The following is a 16,693-nucleotide window of genomic DNA, read 5'->3' as shown; positions in this document are numbered from 1 at the left end:
GGCACGCCGGGGACCGAAGGCAGTCCCGACGAGGGGCGGGCCCGGTGGTCCGCCCCTCGTCCGGGAGTGGGCGGAAGGCGACCACGCCCCACCGCGGCCTCGGCCCTGTTGCCCTCGTGACGAGCCGGACCGGCGAAACCAAGTCCTCGAACTCCCTTGGAGAGGCTCGACGCATGTTCTCCGCCCTCGACAACCGGCGGGAACATGTCCGAGGCGTCTTATGATCCTGCGACAGAAGCTGCGAGGCGCAGGGGGGACCGTGGAATCCGAACCGGCGGACTTCTGCCTCAGGGTGACCGGCTTCCGCTCGGTGACGGAGCCCGCCACGGGCAAGCTGACGGAGGCGAGCTGGCGCTGGGTCCTGGAGGCCGACGGATTTCCGGCGGAGGAGGTCGACGTCCACCTGAACGGCTCCGACTGGCACGTCGACGCCTTCCGCGACCTGCAAGCCTACCTGCGCTGGCGGGCGGATCCACACCGGCGGCTGGAGGACGAGAGCCGGCTCCTCGACGAGCTGGGCCAATGGATCACCCGGCACGCCCTCAAGGGGATCAGTCGCACCCTGGCGGCCGACGGCCCGTGTGTGGTGAGGATGAAGGTCCCCCCCGAGGCACGCTTCGTCGCACGACTGCCCTGGGAAGCCGCGGTGATCGACGGCAAGGCCCTGCCTCTGCACCATGTCATCCTCGTCCGGGACCTCGCGGCGGCGTCCGCCGTGCCGACCCGCAGAAGGAAGCGTCCGATCGGAAAGGCCCTGCGGGTACTGGCCCTCTTCAGCCTGCCCGACGGCACTTCGGCGCTGAATCTCCGGCGGGAACGTCTCGAACTCGCCCGCCTGCTCGACACGGTGGCCAAGACGGGCGGTACCGCCATCGAACTGGCCGTCCTTCAATACGGCGTGACCCGGAAGCGGCTGCGCAAGTTCGCGGATCATGGACACGGCTGGGACGTCCTCGTGCTGTCAGGTCACGGTGGGGAGGGCGTCTTCGTCCTCGAGAACGCCGACGGCAGCCGTGACCCGATCGGCGGGGACGACCTGGTGGGAGTGCTCGCGCCGCTGCGCGGACGTGTCAAGTTCGTTCTGGCGGCAGCCTGCTCATCGGCGGACACCTCGGCCGACGAGCGGCTGGAGGCGCTCGGGCTCGGCTCCGCGCACCGGTCCGCCGAGCCCTTGCGGCACGGCGGAGCGGAGGCTCCTGAGCCGCCCGGTGACGCGCCGCACGTGGGCACCCTCGCCGAGGTCCTAGCCGAGCGCCTCGACTGCGCGGTGCTCGGTATGCGGCACACCGTCACCGACGACTTCGTGACGCAGCTGAACAGCGCGGTCTTCAAGCTGATGGTGGAGCAGGCGAATCCACTGGGGCGCGCGGTGGCGCTCGCCCTGCCCCGCGTGGTCGTCACGCCGGCGACGGAGGCCAGCCCGCCCCTCGCCGCCAGCTTACCCGCCCTGTTCGGCGGTACCGCCGTGGAACTCCGGCTCGAGCCGCCCAAGGGCCCTGGGTTGGTCTTCGACAAGAGCGCACTCAAACTGGCAGGCTTCCCCGACCAGCCCGCGCGGTTCGTCGGGCGCGGCGCCCTGATGTCCACCGCGAACCGCTGTCTGGCTCCGCACAGCGGGCGTTCCGGCATCTTCCTGCACGGCATGGCGGGGGCGGGGAAGACCGCATGCGCCCTCGAACTCGCCTACGGGCAGGAGAACAACTTCCAGACGCTCGTCTGGTACCGGGCACCCGAGGAGACCGGAGAGGCCGCACCCGACGTCGCCGCATCCCTGGCCGACTTCGCGCGCGCCATGCACCAGCGCATCGAGGGCCTGCGCTTCGTCGAACTGCTCGATAAAAGCGAAGAGTTGTCGGCCTTCCTGCCGATGCTCACCCAGTTCTGCAAGGAGCAGCGGATCCTGATCGTCCTCGACAACGTGGAGTCCTTGCTCAGCACGTCGGGGCGGTGGCGCGACCCGAGATGGGGGCAGGTGATCGGCGCCCTGACCCGGCACCGCGGGCTGTCCCGGCTGATCATGACAGGACGACGCGTTCCCCGGTCTCTCGACCCCGGCGTGACCGTAAGCCTGGTCGACGCGCTGTCGCTGCGCGAGAGCGTCCTGCTCGCTCGTGAGATGCCGCAGCTCCGGGCGCTCTTGGACGGTGACCTGCCCGGGCTGCCCGCCAGCCGGTGCCGGTCCCTGGCCGTGCGTGTCCTGGCCTCGGCGCAGGGCCACCCCACCCTGGTCGAACTGGCCGAGGGCGAGCTGTCCGACCCGGCCGAACTCAGCGCACGGCTCACCGAAGTGGACCGCTCCTGGGAAGAGCTGGGCATCGTCCCGCAGAGCTACCTCGACCTCAGCGTCGCCACACGCGCGGACGCCACCGCCTACACGACCGTGCTGGCCGTGTGGACCGCGGGAGTGGTCGCCGCGCTGTCCGGGCCGGCCCAACGTCTCTTCCGCGTCCTGTGCTGTCTGGAACCCGCCGACCGCAGGCCCGCGGTCCTCGACGGGACCGGGCCGCTGCCGCCGGAGAAGGTGCACGGTGGGTCCGACGGCGGGGACAGGTGGTGGGGGCACTGGACCGAGCTGGCCGAGAGCGGCCTCGTCTCCGTCGAGCGGGACGCCGACGGAGACCCCGCCGTGCTGGTCGTGCATCCCGAGGTCGCCGAGGCCGGACGGCAGACCGCCGAGCACCTGCGCGAGGCCGTGGACCGGCGGCTCGCCGCGTACTGGAGCGGCCGGGCGTCGCAGAGCCTGGCGGCGGAGGAGGAGGGCGGCTCCGGCCGGGTCGTGCACGCGGCCCGTTCCGCCATGCCGTACCTGCTGCGGCGGGGGGACTGGAGCCGGGCCGCGCTGCTCCTCGAACGGGTCTTGTTCCGTGACTCCTCGCCCAGGACCGCCGCCGGGCTGCTGCCCGCACTGCGGGACATCACGCGCCGGGCCGAGGGCAGCGACGAGGAACTCGCCGCCAATCGGGTCCTCGCCCGGGTCCTGGAACGCGTCGCCCCCGAGGAGGCCCGGGCCCACCTGGAACGGCTGTTGGAGACCGCCCTCGCACGCGGCGACCACATCGCGGCGACCGGGCTCGCGGGCGACCTCAGCTGGCACTCGTTCCGCCTCGGTGACCTGGAGGGTGCCCTCGCACTGATCGACCGCAAACGGGACCACACTCGCCAGGCCGGTCTGGGGCCCTGGTCGGTTCTCGGTGACGAGGCGAAACGACTCCAGATACTGCAGCGAAGGGACCCGCCCGAGACGGTCCTCACCGCCGTGGAAAACCTCTTGGCCCGCATGGACGCGTTGCCGACCCACAGCGAGGTCCCGGAGAACGTGGACTCCTGGAACGTCCGTGAGGCGGTGCTGGGCATCGGGTGCGCCGCGGCCGACGCCATGGGTGCCTGGGAACTGGAGTTGACACTCATCGACGAGATCCTGGCCTCCCAGCGAGCACGGGACGCTCCCGAGGCGGACACCGCCCAGACCCTCTTCAACCGGTACGGGCCGCTGCAACGCCTGAACAGGGTCGAGGAAGCGCGCGAGGTGCTCCTGGGCTGCCGCGACCTGTTCGCCCGCGAGCAGGACTGGGAGCAGGTGGCGCTGACCACCGGCGCACTGGCCGACGTGGAGGCCGGTCGTGGCCACACCGAAGCAGCCGTGAGTCTCATGACCCAGGCACTGCGCGGGCTCTACGACTCGGGCGGCGCTCCCGTCCACGGGCTGCGGGTGGCCCACCACAACCTGGCGGTCTTCCTCGCCTCCTCCGCGACGACGACATCCGGTGACGGCCGGCGGACCGTCGTGCACGGCCTGGCGGCGGTGCTGCTGGGCGCTCTCGTCGATAGCGTGGACCCTGTGTCCGCCACCTCGCTGATCCACCGGCTCGCACCGGTGGACCAGTCGCCTCCCGCCACCGTCGAGGAACTGTGCCGTGCCGTGGACGGCGAGCCTGGTGTACGGCTGGCCGACGTCCTGACCCGAGTCGCTGCGCCCGAAGCGGTGCGGCAGACGTGGAATGCTGTCGTCGCGGCGTGGTCCGAGGCATCCGTCGGCTGAGGGAAGGGAGGCGGGCCGTACCGTCCCGCGGGCCAGGCCGCCCGGCGGCGCCGTTCAGCGGGGCTGGACCGTGGCCCGCACCCTCTCCAGGAGGCTGCCCCAGGAGGACGAGGCGTCCCTGCCGATGATCGTGCTCAGGACGCGGCGTAGCTCCACCCCCGGTACCCGGCCCACCAGATCGGCCACTTCGTCCACGGTGTGGGGCAGGACCAGGCCGTCGTCCATGCCGGCCGGGGCCGGCGGACCCGCCTCGCCGTCCGGCCTGCCGGCGGTCCGGATCAGCTCGGCGGCCAGCAGATGGGCGGCCGCGGCCCGCGGATCGCCTCCGTGGGCCCGCATCAGCATCCCCATGTCGTGGTGTGCCACGACGATGTCCGCGGCCAGGTCCGCGCTATAGGCGTAACGCAGCGCGTCACGGGCGAGTTCGAGGGCGGTCTGGCCGTGACCGCGCCGGTGCGCCACTCGTGCGAAGGCGGTGAACGTCCACGCCAGGCCCGGCCCGTACAACTGCCGCTCGTACTCCTGTCGGCACCGCTGGAACACGTCGGCGGCCTCGTCGAGTTCGTCGAGGTCCAGGAGGAGCTCCCCGGTGTTGAACCGGGTGTGGGTGCGTTCGAGTACGGGGGCGTCGCGCCGTTCTTCGCAGTCGGCGATGCGGCGGTTGAAGTCCAGGGCCTCCTGGAGCCTGCCGAGGCCGCGCGCGGCCAGCCGTCCCACGTCGAGCAGCATCTCCTCCACCGTCCACGGCTCCAGTCCTTCGGACGCATCCGGGTCCCGGGACAGAGAGCCGGAGCGGTCGAGCAGGACCCGGCTCCGCTCCAGCGCTTGTTCGAAACGCTCCGCCATGGCCAGGAGCTGGGCGTGCGCCGCCTCGACACCCAGCCTCGTCCAGGGTCCGCGGTCCGTCAGGGCGATGTGCTCCACGGAACGCTCCGCCCACGTGAGCGCCTCGGCGATCCGGCCGGCGTTGCGGTGCCGGGCCCGGAGATCACTGGCAAGGTTGGCGGCCCGCTCGTGGTCCCCGCGGCGTACGGCCTCGCCGAACAACTCCGTCAGACGGAGTTCACCGGCCGCCGCGTCCACCCGGAGCAGAATCCTGGCATGGGTGCGGGCGACCCGCGCGTCACGGTCGGCGTCCCCGGCGTGCACGACCGCCTCCTCCGCGAACGGGAGCAGGGCCAGAGCGGTGGGCCGGGTCAGGTCACGGGCGAGGACCTGGCTCACCACGTCGACCGTCCGCTCCCAGTCGCCCAGCCGCAGGAGGTACGGACACGCCGCGCGGGCCGCACGCAGCACGTCACTGCCGGTGCGGCCGGTGTCCTCGTGAGCGAGTGCCTCGTCGAGCGCGGCGCACCAGTGGTCAGCGAGGATGCCGTCGACCTGGGAAACGAGGGACGGGGCTGCGGTCACCCGGCCCGTGCCGGCCACACTGGGATGAAGGTCCCAGCGCGGCTGCCCGTCCGCACCGGTGCTCTGCGCCACCAGACCGCTGCGCACGAGCGCGGGCGCTGGGGCGGAGCCCGGCCCGTGCGGTCCACTCCGGTTCAACCCGTCCCACACCCTGGTGACGATCTCCTGGCCACGGTCGCCCTCCTCCATCGCACTCAGTACGTGGAACAACCTCTTTTCCGCCGGACCGAGTTCGTCGGCGATGCCCCGAGTCCAGGAGTCCAGGAGGAGCGCGTAGTCCGCGGCCGACGGCGCGTCGCCCGGGTCCGGACCACTGTCACCGCCCTTGGGGAGCCCGGCCTCCCGGGAACGCCGTGCAGCGTCCAGCAGCGAGCCCAGCCGATCGAGATCCGTGGCCTGTGCGTCGGCGAGGACCAGGAGTTCAGGATGGCCGGCGACTGCGGCGAGGACGTCCGCGACAATCTGTCGCCCTCGCTCGGCGGGAACGTCCGGCGCCCGGCCATCGATCAACTGCCCCAGCCGCGGCAGTTCGCGCGCCAGCAGCACGGCCTCGCGCGGGGCGAGCGCGTGGACGGGGACGACCGAGACCGGATCGGGGACCGCCGCAGGACAGATCCGGCTGGTCAGCACGGTGCGCGACAGGCCCGTGTGCGAGGTGAGCGCCGTGAACACGGCCTGCCAGCGTTCGTCCCGCCAGGTGCCACGGCTCGTCAGAAGACCTTCCGCGTTGTCGATGACCAGCAGAACGCGCTGTCGTTCGAAGAACTCCGTGAGAAGCGGCAGCAGTTGTCGCAGCTCCTGAGGATCGGTGAGTGCCGGTGTCATGGACAGGTTTCTGAGCTTCTGTTCGAGGGCGATGGCCAGATCGGTCAGTGCGCTGTCGACCAGGTGGGCGCTCGGTGCGGAGGGGACGTCGCCGGCGGGTTCGGCTCCCCCGACACGCAACCACACGAGGGCCTGGAAGTTGTCCTCCTGGGTGTACGCCAGTTCGAGGGCCGCGGTCGTCTTGCCCGCTCCGGCCATGCCGTGCAAGACGATCCCGGACACGCCGCTGCGGGGAGCCAGTGCGGCGTTGGCCAGGCTCATCAGCGCTCCCCGGCCCACGAAGCGCTGCGGTGGCACGGGGAAGCCGGCCAGCTTCAGCTTCTCCGCTTCGTAGACGAGGGGACCACCGCGGGGCGCGGAAAGACACAGACCGGCTGCGCTGCTTCCGAAGAGCGCGGGCGTCACCTCGGACAGTGCCGGAAAGGAGGCGGTTGGCCGGTCCGGCGTGCTCGCCGCCAGCGCCCGGGCCAACGCCGTGGCCAGTGGCTGCTCACGGACGAGGAGCGCCTCGTACAGCTTCTCGCTCAACGTGATCGCGAAGTCGTCGACGACGGGGAAGCGCATGCCGACCACCGCGCAGTCCAGCCGTCCGGCGAGCGAGGACGCGAGATCGGCCAGCGGGGCGGAAGGGGCTGCTGAGGCGCGCGGACGGCGCAGCGTGGGACCGAGACCGGGCGCATCGAAGGACTCGCGCGTTCGATCGTCGGCCGACGAGCAGGACGACGCGGTGATCAGCTTGACCTGGCGGCGCAGCGGGGAGAGCAGGCCCACCAGTACGTCGTGGGGCACCTCGTCGGGGCTGCCGTCCTCGTGCTCCAGCGTGAGGACGTGACGACTGCCGTGTCCGGAGACGTGGACGATGTCCCACCCCCGCCCGTCCTCCGCGATCTCCCGTAACCGCTTCCGGGTGACGCCGTACTGCAGCACCCTCAGTTCGACGGCGCGACCGTGCACGGCTCCCACCGTGAGCACGATCCGGGACAGTTCATGGCGCTCGCGTCGCAGATCGAGGGCCGTGGTGGTGTCGGGGAGGCTGAACAGCGCGAGAATCCTCAGGGCCGCGCCGACGGGACGCTTCGGCAGCCTGCGCGCCGTCCCGCCCGGCGCGGGCACGTCGTGGACGAAGATCACCCCTCTTCGCCGCAGCGGAACGCCGTCGACCACGGCGGCTTCCAGCGGGCGCGCCGCGAGGGTTCGCGCCTCCGGTGGCAGAGTCACGAGTACCGTGCAGCCGGCCCAGTCCTCAGCGATCCGGGACAGCCGGACACCCACTTCTCCGAGCGCCCGGGCGCCGATCCACTCACCCACTTCGCGCACCACGGCGGCCTCGCGGTCCGTGCGCCGTTCCGGATCGACACGCCAGGCGAGGTATCCGTAGAGATCCTCGAAGGCGTCGTACTGCCATTCCTCGCGCCGCAGCCGGATCTCGGCGTCCGCCTCGAACACGCCTCCGGGGCCGGTCAGCAGCCACCGCCAGGACATTCCGTCCGCGTCGGCGTGGAAGTCCTCCACAGTCAGCGTCAGACCCCCTGCCGACTCGTCCGCCGTCACGGCTCACCCCTGCCCCTTACCCGGTCGTATGGGCAAGAGTGCCACAACTGTCCTTTCGACGTTTTTAGTTGAGATAGTGGGAGCCGAACGGCCCCGCACCGCCGCACCGTCGAGAGGACAGCGTGAAACCGTACGCACCACTGCGCGCCGCCGGCCGGGCCCTCGGCGCGCGGACGGACGACCGCAGGGTCCTGGACGCGGTCGTCGCCGGCGGCGTCGTGGCCGCAGCGACGGAGCCCGGCGGACGGGCACCCGGACTCGGTGAACTGCTCGGGCCACTCTTCGCGGGACGGGCCGCCGGGCAAGCCGTTCTCGTTCCCTGGACGGACCCGCTCGCCTTGTTCGAGCGTGACCCTGCGTCCGCGTCCCGGCTCGCCGACGGGTGGGCCCGCGCCTGCGCCGGGACGCCGGGGGTCCGGCTGTCCGTGTCGTCGCCGCAGGGCACGTATCGCGGCATCGGTGATCTGCTGCGCACTGGGCGCCACGTGGTCGCCGTCAGTACCGCCGCCCCGCCCACCCCGGCCACGTGCCCGGACTGGGCCTGGCCGCTTCCCGTCGCCCTGCTCCCGGACGGACTGTCGGAGGAACGTTCGGACCTCGGCCGCCGTCTTACCGCGCGCAGCGCGCTATGGCGGGAGTGCGTCACCGAGACCGCAGCGGACGGCCGGTGGGCCCGCGCGGGCCTCGTGCTGTGCCGGGCGGACACCGCGTCCCTGCCGCCCGCACGTCCCACCACGGGGCCGACGGCGACCGTGGCCGTCGGCCTGCTCGAGCCGGGCCGGGCGTCTTCCGGCGCCGGCACGTTGCTGTCGCGGATCGCGGCGCGCTACGGCACCACGAACGCGGCCCTCGCGGACACCGGAGGCGAGGTGGCCGAGTGGTTGGTGGCCCTGCTGTCCGCACTGGCGAACGACGCGCCCTTCGATGTCGCCCTGGACCGGGCCGCCGCTGTGGTGGGTGCGTCCCCTCCTTCGCTGCGGGCCGATCCGCGGTTGCTGGACACCACCCGGCTGAGCGCGGTGATCGCCCGGAGCGGCGTCGGCTTCTCCGGCGACCCGAGCGCCGGATGGTCGCGCACCCTGCCCGACCCGCGGACGCGGCAGGAGGCACCCGCCGACGCCGAGGCCACCGCGCGACGATGGTCACGCCTGCTGCGGGAGGTCGGGCACGACCGGCACCGGCAGCCGCACCGCGTGGTGCGCACCGCGCTCGCGGTGGCGGGGGAGGGAACCCGGGCGGCGGCCGTCGATCCCCACACGGTCTACGGCCTCACGGTTTGGGTGGGCCGGCCTGGCAGGGAGGCTGCGGGCCAGGAGCCACTGCCGACGAGCTCGTTCCTACCCGACCGGACACATCGGCTCCGGATCACCGCCGTGCAACTGCACGGCTCGCCACCGCCCCTCACGGGCCGGTTCCGAGACGTGGACCTGCCACCCGTCGGACGGTCCGAAGAGGCCGTGTTCACGGTGGTGTCCGGCCCCCCGGGCAGCTCCTTCCAGGTCCGCATCACCGTCTTCCACCGCAACCGCTTCCTGCAGACCGGTGTGCTCAGCGGCACCGTGGGATCCGGGCACGCGCCCGTCTTCGAGATCGACGCCGTGGTCCGCGCGGACACCGACGACCTCGCCGCCCGGATGCCGCACGACGCCGCTCTGGCCCTCGGCCCGGACTCCGCAGGGGCACCACTCCTCACCACCGTGACCTCGGACGCCGTCGAGATCAGGGCTCCGGCGGATCTCTCCGGCACAGTGAGCGCATTGACGGCCGCACTCCGGGACCCGGTGGAGCGCCCTGAGGAGTACGGCGATTACCGCAGCCCGGCCTACGAGAAGCTGCTGATCAGTCTCGCCCAGAGTGGTCAGGCTCTCTACCGCGGTCTGTTCGGCGAGCGCATCGGGCTGGTTCCCAGGGACAGCGCCGAGGCGTTGCGGCGCGCGGCCGGCATCTCCGTGCTCGCCGCCCGGCCCGGTGACCTCCTCCCGCTGGAACTCGTCTACGACAAGCCGCTGCGCATCGGCGGCCCCTTGGGCGTGGCCGGTCGGCTCTGCCCCGAAGCGCCGGATCTCTCCGATCACGAGGACTGCGCGGCGCGCTGCCCCGGGCATTACCAGGACGACGTCGTTTGCCCCTTCAGGTTTTGGGGGGCGAGCAAAGTGATCGAACGGCATGTCCACGCCGACCGGTCCGCCGGACTCGCCAAGGACTTCGCGCTCGCCGTCGGCCCGGCCGCCCAGCGCGGCATGATCGAGTTCGGCGGATCCCTCCTGACGGCGGCCTGCGACCGCGCCGACCGCAACGCGGAGCGCGCATGGTCGACCGCGGTCCGTCTGCTCGGCGCCGACTCCGCCCCTGCCGCCAGCTGGCGCGAACTGGCCGAACGCACGCGACAGCTGCGGGAGGGAGGAGAACCGCCGGGCGCGCTCCTTCTCGTGGTCCACAGCGAGAAGGTCGCGGCGGGCCCAGCACGCGGCATGCCATGCCTCGTGCTGGGTACGAACGACCAGCTCTCCCTCTACGAAACACTGGAACCGCTGCTCACCGGGCCGGCCGAGCCGAACCCGCTGGTCCTGCTCCTCGGCTGTTCGACCGCCGATCACCGTACCCCGCTGCTCGGAGCCCAGCTCCGGATGCTCGAGGCCGGAGCACCCGGAGTGGTCGGTACTCTCACGCCCGTCCTCGCCCGTCACATAGTGCCCGTGGCGGTCGAGTTGATGTCGGAGATCAGACGGCTGGCGGCAGCGACCGGTGCCGGTCTGCTGCTGGGGGAGGCACTCACCCGCGCCCGGCGCGCGGCCCTGCTCAAGGGTGAGGCGTGCGCCCTGGCCCTCGTGGGCTATGGAGACACGGACTGGGAGGTGCGCGCGCCCCGCGGAATCGGCGCACCGGGGGAAGGAGCAGCACAGTGATCCGGGTCGAGGCCCTCCCCGCCGCGGAAGGGGACTGTCTGTGGGTCGAATGGACGCACGCCGGACGTCCCCACCGCATGCTCATCGACGGCGGCAGCAAAAGCCGCGCGCGGCTCCCCGAGGGCCTCAGCGACCGGCTCGACCGCCAGCCGGTGCACGACCGCCGGTTCGACCTGGTGGTGTGCACGCACATCGACACCGACCACATCGGCGGTCTGCTCGCTCTCTTCACCGATCCCCCGGAAGGCTTCACCGCCGAAGAGGTGTGGTTCAACTGCCGCGACCACCTGCTCGCCGCCGACCTCCTCGGGCCGAGGCAGGGGGATCAGTTCGCCGAACTGCTGCGTGCGCGGGGCGTCGCCTGGAACACCCGCGCCGGTGGCGAGGCCGTCATGGTGCCCGACGACGGCGCCCCGCCCGTCTTTCACCTACCCGGCCTCCGGCTCACTGTGCTCTCTCCCGACAGAGAAAGGCTGAAGAAGCTGCGTGACGCCTGGCCGGAGCCGGCGACCGAGGACCCGGTGCCGGATCGACCGGATCTGCTCGGAGACCCGCGCAGTGTCGATCCTGACGAGGACGGTGCCGGAATTCCTTGGGGGGAGCTCACGGACGATGCCGGCTACATACGTGACGATGCACCCCACAACGGTTCGAGCATAGCCTTCTGCGTGGAGGACACCGCGGGTGCCCGGGTGCTGTTCGGCGCCGACGCCCACGCGGAGACGCTGGCCGCGTCGCTGGGCAGAATCAACTCGGGCCACCCCTACCGCGTCGACCTGTGCAAGGTCCCGCACCACGGCAGCGCCCACAACATGAGCCCCGCACTGCTCGACGCCCTCGACTGCCGGCACTGGCTGATCTCGACGCACGGAGGAAGGGCGCTGTCCCACCGGGCCAAGGAGGCGTCGTACCGGTACGGGGAAGGCGCCCACCCCAGTCTGAGCGCCATGGCCCGCATCATGTTGAGGCCGGGACCGAGGCCGACCCTTTGGTTCAACCACCGGGTGCCGAGCACCGAACGCTACGCCGACGTGTCGCTCGCCGAGTTCGACGTCCACACCGCCTACCCCGAACCCGGTGCGGAAGGCATCACGGTCCTGGTGGACCGGGGGCGGGTGACGCAGGCCCCGTCCCGATGACCTCCACGGGCCGTCCCGCATCCCTCCTGGCGTCCGGCACCCCGGCGGTCAGGACGGCGTGGCCCATGCTCATTCGCCTCCACGAGCGGCCGGGGGCCATGGCCGGTCGGGCTCGGTGTCGTTCGTGGCGGTGGAGCCTGCCGCGGCCGGCTGGTCGGCGGACGCCTCGGGCAGTCGCATGACCTGTGTGCTGGGCGGGTATCCCTGCTGACGGGTTCGCGCGAGCCTCCGGGCCCGACACGTGGACTTCGGGGGAGGTCGGCCATGGGCCATGGAACGCTGTTCGTCCTGTTCGACAAATACAGCCGGCGGGCTCGCCTCAGGCCGGTCCTGATCACGCTGCTGCCGTTGGCACTGCCCGCCGTCGTGGGCGTACCCGCACTCCCCCGCGGCCGGTGGCTGTGGTCGCTGATCCTGCTGAGTGGTCTGCCCCTATTCGCCGATCAGTTGGGCCGCAGCAGGGGGAAACGGATCGAAGCCCGGCTCTACTGCTCCTGGGGCGGCAAGCCGACCGTGCAGCTCCTGCGCTGGCGCGGCCCCACCGACCGGCAGCGGCTGAGGCTTCTGCACGCCCGCATCCAGGAGATCATCGGCTCCTCACTGCCGCTGCCCACCGAACAGGAGGAACTCGCGGATCCGCAGCGGGCGGATCAGATCTACGACGCGGCGGGACTGGCTCTGAGGGTACGGGCACGGGGGCTGCCCGGGGCGGATCTCGTCCAGGAACAGAACTGCGAGTACGGCTTCCGGCGCAACACGCTCGGGCTGCGCCCGTACGCCCTCCCGATCGCCGTGGTGGGGCTGCTCGCGGTGTCGGCCTGGGCTTTCGCCCCTCCCGGATTCACGGGACGTCCGAGTACCCCGCTGCTGGTGGTCCTTCTGGTGGCCGAGGCGCTGCTGGTGGCGTTCCAGGCGCTTCTGGTGCGGGAAGGCTGGGTGGCCTCCGCGGCCTGGCTGTACGCCGAACGGCTGGTGGAGACCTCGGCCCTGGCCGTCCCGGGAAGCCTGCCCGCCGATCCCGCGACCGGCCCGGCGTCCTCCTGACACCACCGCAGGTCCGAGCAGGCTTCCACCGATCCCCTTCCGTGAGATGGAAGGGCTGTTGCGGTACCGAGGCGTCCTTTTCGACCATGTCGTCGACGCAGACAGACGGGAGCCGCAACGATGCCCCACAGCACCGCCTTCGCCAGGAACCAGTGGTACGTCGCCGCCTACAGCGAGGAGGTCGGCCGCGAGCTGCTGGGCCGGACGGTCATCGGGGAGCCGCTGGTGTTCTACCGCGCCGAGGAGGACGGCGCGGCGGTCGCCCTGCACGACCGGTGCGTGCACCGCCGCTTCCCGCTCTCAGCGAGCGGTCTGGACGGCGACCGGATCGTGTGCGGCTACCACGGGTTCACCTACGACCGGACCGGCGCCTGTGTGTACGTACCCGGCCAGAAGCGGGTGCCGCGCACCGCCCGGGTCGCCTCCTACCCGGTCGTCGAGCAGGACTCGCTGGTCTGGGTGTGGATCGGCGACCCCGCCCTGGCCGACCCTCGGACCATTCCGCGGGCCCGGCACCTGGACGGCCCGGGCTGGGTGACGGTCCGGGGCATGGAGCCGATCGACGCCGACTACGGCCTGCTCGTGGACAACCTCCTCGACCTCTCCCACGAGACGTACCTGCACGGCGGCCACATCGGCACCCCCGAGGTCGCCGAGACCCCCATCACCACGGAGGTGGACGAGGGCGCGGGGATCATCCGGATCAGCCGGCACATGGACGACACCGAATGCCCCTCGTTCCACGCCCGTTCGACCGGAATCGAGGGCCGGATCACCCGCCGGCAGGACATCGAGTACCACGCGCCCTGCCTGTACCTGCTGCACAGCCGGATCGCCCCGGTGGGCGTGGTGCCCGAGCCGGACGGCAGCGACCCGCACGGCTTCCACACAGAGATCACGTACGCCATCACGCCGTCGGCCTACGGCAAGGTGTACGACTTCTGGATGGTCTCCCGGGACTGGGCCACGGACGACGGCGAGGTCACCGAGTTCCTGCGGGGCAACAACCACACCGTGGTGATGCAGGACGTCGACGCGCTCAACCTGCTCCAGCGCACGCTCGGCACCGAGCGCACCGGTCACCAGGAGCTGAGCATCAACATCGACACCGGGGGCCTGGCCGCCCGCCGCATCCTCGGCCGGCTGGTCGAGGAGGGGGCGGAGCCGGCGGAGGGGGTCCGGTGAGCGCGCCCACGGGCGAGGTCTACCGCATCGACCGGCTGCCGGGCACCGACGTCCTGCACGGCACCTGCCGCTGCGGGGCCGAGCACACCGGCGACGACCCGGTCGGAATGTGGGAGTGGATGCTCGCCCACCCCGACGGGCACCGTCTCCCGGAGGGCGGGACCGCGCGATGAACGAGTGCGAACTGGTGGTGGCCGAGCGGTCGTTCGTCGCCGACGAGGTGGTCGCCCTGGCCCTGCGCGATCCGCTCGGGCGGGACCTGCCCGAGTGGGAGCCCGGCGCGCACGTGGACCTGCTGCTGGATCCGGGCCTGGAGCGGCAGTACTCGCTGTGCGGCGACCCCGCCGACCGGTCGGCCTGGCGGATCGCGGTGGCCGACCGACCGGCGCCTCGGCGCGACGTCAATTCGCCAGGTACGCCTCCACCTCGCTGAACTGGCCTGCGGGCCAGCCGGTGTTGGCGCTGACGGTCAGCCGCAGGTGGCGCAGGTTCGTGCCGCTCGGCAGCGCGACCGTGGCCGTGTTGCCGGTGGCCGGGTCGAAGCGGTAGCCCTGGGCGGCGACGACCGTGGACCAGGCAGAGCCGTCGGTGCTGCCCAGCACCGTGATCGTCTGGGTGCGGGCTCCCCAGGCCGCGGACGGGGGCAGCTTCAGCACCAGCCGGCGCACGGCGTAGGACGAGCCGAGGTCGACCGTCCAGGACTGCGGGAAGGCGTTGTTGGTGGACTCCCAGTAGCTGTTCGCGTCGCCGTCGACCGCCTTGCCGGGCGTGTACACGTCCTGGGAGCCGGTCGCGGTGGCCGGGCGGCCCTGGGCGAGGTCGCGGTTCGGGTCGGGCTCGGGGTTGCCCTGGCCGGGCTGGGGCCAGGTGGAGCAGTCCGACCAGGTGGTGGACCAGCCGGAGTTGCCGCCGCCGTCGGTGAGGGCGAAGGAGCCGGAGTTCGCCGGGTAGGGGCAGTTGTAGATCCCGGCCGCGCCGACGCCCGTCGCCGTGACGTTACGGAAGGTGGCCGCGCCCTGCGCCTCGGCCTGGACGACGACCGTCCCGGTGTTCTTCACGGTCGCCCCGTCCACGGTGACGTTGCGGACCGGGTAGCCGTGCCCGCCGCCGGAGACGAACTCGAAGGCGCTGTACGGGCTGTCGGTGATCGTGGTGCCGGTGATGTTCACCGTCGCGTCGATCGCGCTGTCGTAGGAGTCGACGCGCAGGGCGCCCATCGGGTGGTTCCAGTTGGGGTTCATCGCCCCGGCGCGTACCAGGGTGTTGCCGGCGACGGTGATGGTGCCGGCCAGCGGCTGGAAGGGGTCCATGAACTTCTGGTCGGAGATGGCGATGCCGCTGCCGAGGGCGTTGGTGTCGGAGACCAGGTTGTTCCTCACCGTGAGGTCGGTGCCGCCGTAGATCGCGATGCCGTTGGCGAGGTTGGGCTGCGAGATCGTGTTGTTCTCGAAGCTGGAGTCGGTGTCCGGGGAGTACAGCGACCACATCGCCAGGGCGTCGTCGCCCTGGTTGCGCAGGAAGTTGCCGCGGACCCGGACGCCCTTGGCGGTGCCGTTGAGGTTGATGCCGTCGGCGGTGGTGTCGAGGATGCGGTTGTTCTCCACGACGAGGTCGTCGTTGGTGCCGGTCAGCCACATCCCGCACTTCAGGTGCTGGATCCACATGCCGGAGACGGACGAGTTCGGGCCGAGGGAGCCGTTGACGAAGTTGTCCGGGCTGGAGTCGACGCGTTCGGTGACCTCGCCGATGACCGCGAAGTCCTTGATGTGGACGTTCCCGGAGGAGCTCGACTGGTCGACGAAGCGGGAGGTGTGGACGACCGAGTACCAGGCGCCGGCGCCCTGGAGGGTGACGTTCTGGACGCCGTTCAGCGAGGAGGTGAGCCGGTAGTCGCCCGGCGGGATCCAGACCGTGCCGCCCTGCGCGGCGGCGATGGCGTCCCGGAAGGCCTGGGTGGAGTCCCCGTTGCCGCTGGGGTCGGCGCCCTTGGCGACGACGGACACCGACCCCGCGGGCTGGGCGGCGGCCGGCGCGACCTGCTCGAAGTCGGCGACGTCCACGGTGACCTGGGTACCGGTCGCCTGGAAGGCGACCTTGTCGCCGGCCTGGACGTCCCGGTCCAGCAGGAGGCGGGCGTTGTCGAAGAAGTGGTGCGTCTTCGAGCCCGCGATCCAGCCGGTGTCGACGTAGGAGTACTTCGAGGTCACCGGGAGCGTCCTGGTGAGCCTGGTGCCGTTGACGTACACGTCGAGCGAACCGGACTGCCCGTCCGGGACGCTGTAGGCGACGTTCACCGCGTTCGCCGCGCGCGGCACGGTGAACTCCACCCGCTGCCCGGAGGTGAGCCGTACGGCCTGCCGGCCGGAGGCCTCCGAGGCGAGGGTGCCCTGGGTGTGGTCGGGGCCGATCCTGGTGCCGGTGGTGCCGGCCGACTCGGCCTCGACGGAGGTGAAGGGGAGGGTGGCGCCCGCGGCCGCGTGGGCGGCGGGTGCCACGGAGACGAGCATGCCGGCGGCGAGGGCGACGACCGCCCCGACGGCGGGCATGCGCCCGGCATGCCGGGCGGTGCTGCTGCTGTGCATGGGCTGATCCCT

The 16,693-nt window shown here is 71.9% G+C and carries 8 protein-coding genes and 1 pseudogene; 7 read left to right on the top strand and 2 right to left on the bottom strand.

Going from position 1 to position 16,693, the window contains the following annotated elements:
* The first annotated feature begins 259 nt into the window (after nucleotides 1–259).
* Nucleotides 260–4,039, top strand: a complete 3,780-nt coding sequence (locus tag AQJ66_RS32710; protein ID WP_159052677.1) for a tetratricopeptide repeat protein — start codon at nucleotides 260–262, stop codon at nucleotides 4,037–4,039.
* A 54-nt stretch (nucleotides 4,040–4,093) separates the two neighbouring features.
* On the opposite strand, the gene AQJ66_RS32705 is transcribed toward AQJ66_RS32710, so the two are convergent.
* The gene (locus AQJ66_RS32705; RefSeq protein ID WP_159052676.1) at nucleotides 4,094–7,825 is read right to left on the bottom strand and encodes an AAA family ATPase; all 3,732 of its coding nucleotides are present in this window, start codon (nucleotides 7,823–7,825) and stop codon (nucleotides 4,094–4,096) included.
* 122 nt (nucleotides 7,826–7,947) lie between these two features.
* Here AQJ66_RS32705 and AQJ66_RS32700 point away from each other — a divergent pair, with 122 nt between their 5' ends.
* From AQJ66_RS32700 to AQJ66_RS32680, 6 genes and pseudogenes are all read left to right on the top strand, one after another.
* The gene (locus AQJ66_RS32700; protein WP_061929196.1) at nucleotides 7,948–10,731 is read left to right on the top strand and encodes a hypothetical protein; all 2,784 of its coding nucleotides are present in this window, start codon (nucleotides 7,948–7,950) and stop codon (nucleotides 10,729–10,731) included.
* Complete coding sequence (locus tag AQJ66_RS32695) at nucleotides 10,728–11,870, top strand: ComEC/Rec2 family competence protein (RefSeq protein WP_061929195.1); 1,143 nt, start codon at nucleotides 10,728–10,730, stop codon at nucleotides 11,868–11,870. The genes AQJ66_RS32700 and AQJ66_RS32695 overlap by 4 nt, the downstream gene beginning before the upstream one ends.
* Before the next feature lie 264 nt (nucleotides 11,871–12,134).
* Nucleotides 12,135–12,914 (top strand): hypothetical protein, encoded by a 780-nt coding sequence (locus tag AQJ66_RS32690; protein WP_061929193.1) that lies wholly within the window; start codon nucleotides 12,135–12,137, stop codon nucleotides 12,912–12,914.
* Between the two features lie 120 nt (nucleotides 12,915–13,034).
* Nucleotides 13,035–14,099: an aromatic ring-hydroxylating oxygenase subunit alpha gene (locus AQJ66_RS32685; protein WP_061929192.1), complete on the top strand. Its 1,065-nt coding sequence runs from the start codon at nucleotides 13,035–13,037 to the stop codon at nucleotides 14,097–14,099.
* Nucleotides 14,096–14,272 (top strand): hypothetical protein, encoded by a 177-nt coding sequence (locus AQJ66_RS39570; RefSeq protein ID WP_167359205.1) that lies wholly within the window; start codon nucleotides 14,096–14,098, stop codon nucleotides 14,270–14,272. The genes AQJ66_RS32685 and AQJ66_RS39570 overlap by 4 nt, the downstream gene beginning before the upstream one ends.
* A pseudogene (locus AQJ66_RS32680) lies at nucleotides 14,269–14,493 on the top strand (oxidoreductase); the annotation flags it as partial. The gene AQJ66_RS39570 and the pseudogene AQJ66_RS32680, both read left to right, overlap by 4 nt.
* A 7-nt stretch (nucleotides 14,494–14,500) precedes the next feature.
* Here the strand turns inward: AQJ66_RS32680 and AQJ66_RS32675 are convergent.
* Nucleotides 14,501–16,681: a galactose-binding domain-containing protein gene (locus AQJ66_RS32675; RefSeq protein WP_061929188.1), complete on the bottom strand. Its 2,181-nt coding sequence runs from the start codon at nucleotides 16,679–16,681 to the stop codon at nucleotides 14,501–14,503.
* Nucleotides 16,682–16,693: the final 12 nt, after the last annotated feature.

The sequence above is a fragment of the Streptomyces bungoensis genome (assembly GCF_001514215.1).
Taxonomy (GTDB): domain Bacteria; phylum Actinomycetota; class Actinomycetes; order Streptomycetales; family Streptomycetaceae; genus Streptomyces; species Streptomyces bungoensis.
The sequence above is the reverse complement of the archived record's forward strand: the minus strand, read 5'-3'. Positions and strand labels throughout refer to the sequence as shown.

Excerpts from the sequence above, each read along its gene's own strand:
- AQJ66_RS32690 (WP_061929193.1), top strand. The coding sequence starts at position 12,135 with ATGGGCCATGGAACGCTGTTCGTCCTGTTCGACAAATACAGCCGGCGG.
- AQJ66_RS32685 (WP_061929192.1), top strand. The coding sequence starts at position 13,035 with ATGCCCCACAGCACCGCCTTCGCCAGGAACCAGTGGTACGTCGCCGCC.
- AQJ66_RS32675 (WP_061929188.1), bottom strand. The coding sequence starts at position 16,681 with ATGCACAGCAGCAGCACCGCCCGGCATGCCGGGCGCATGCCCGCCGTC.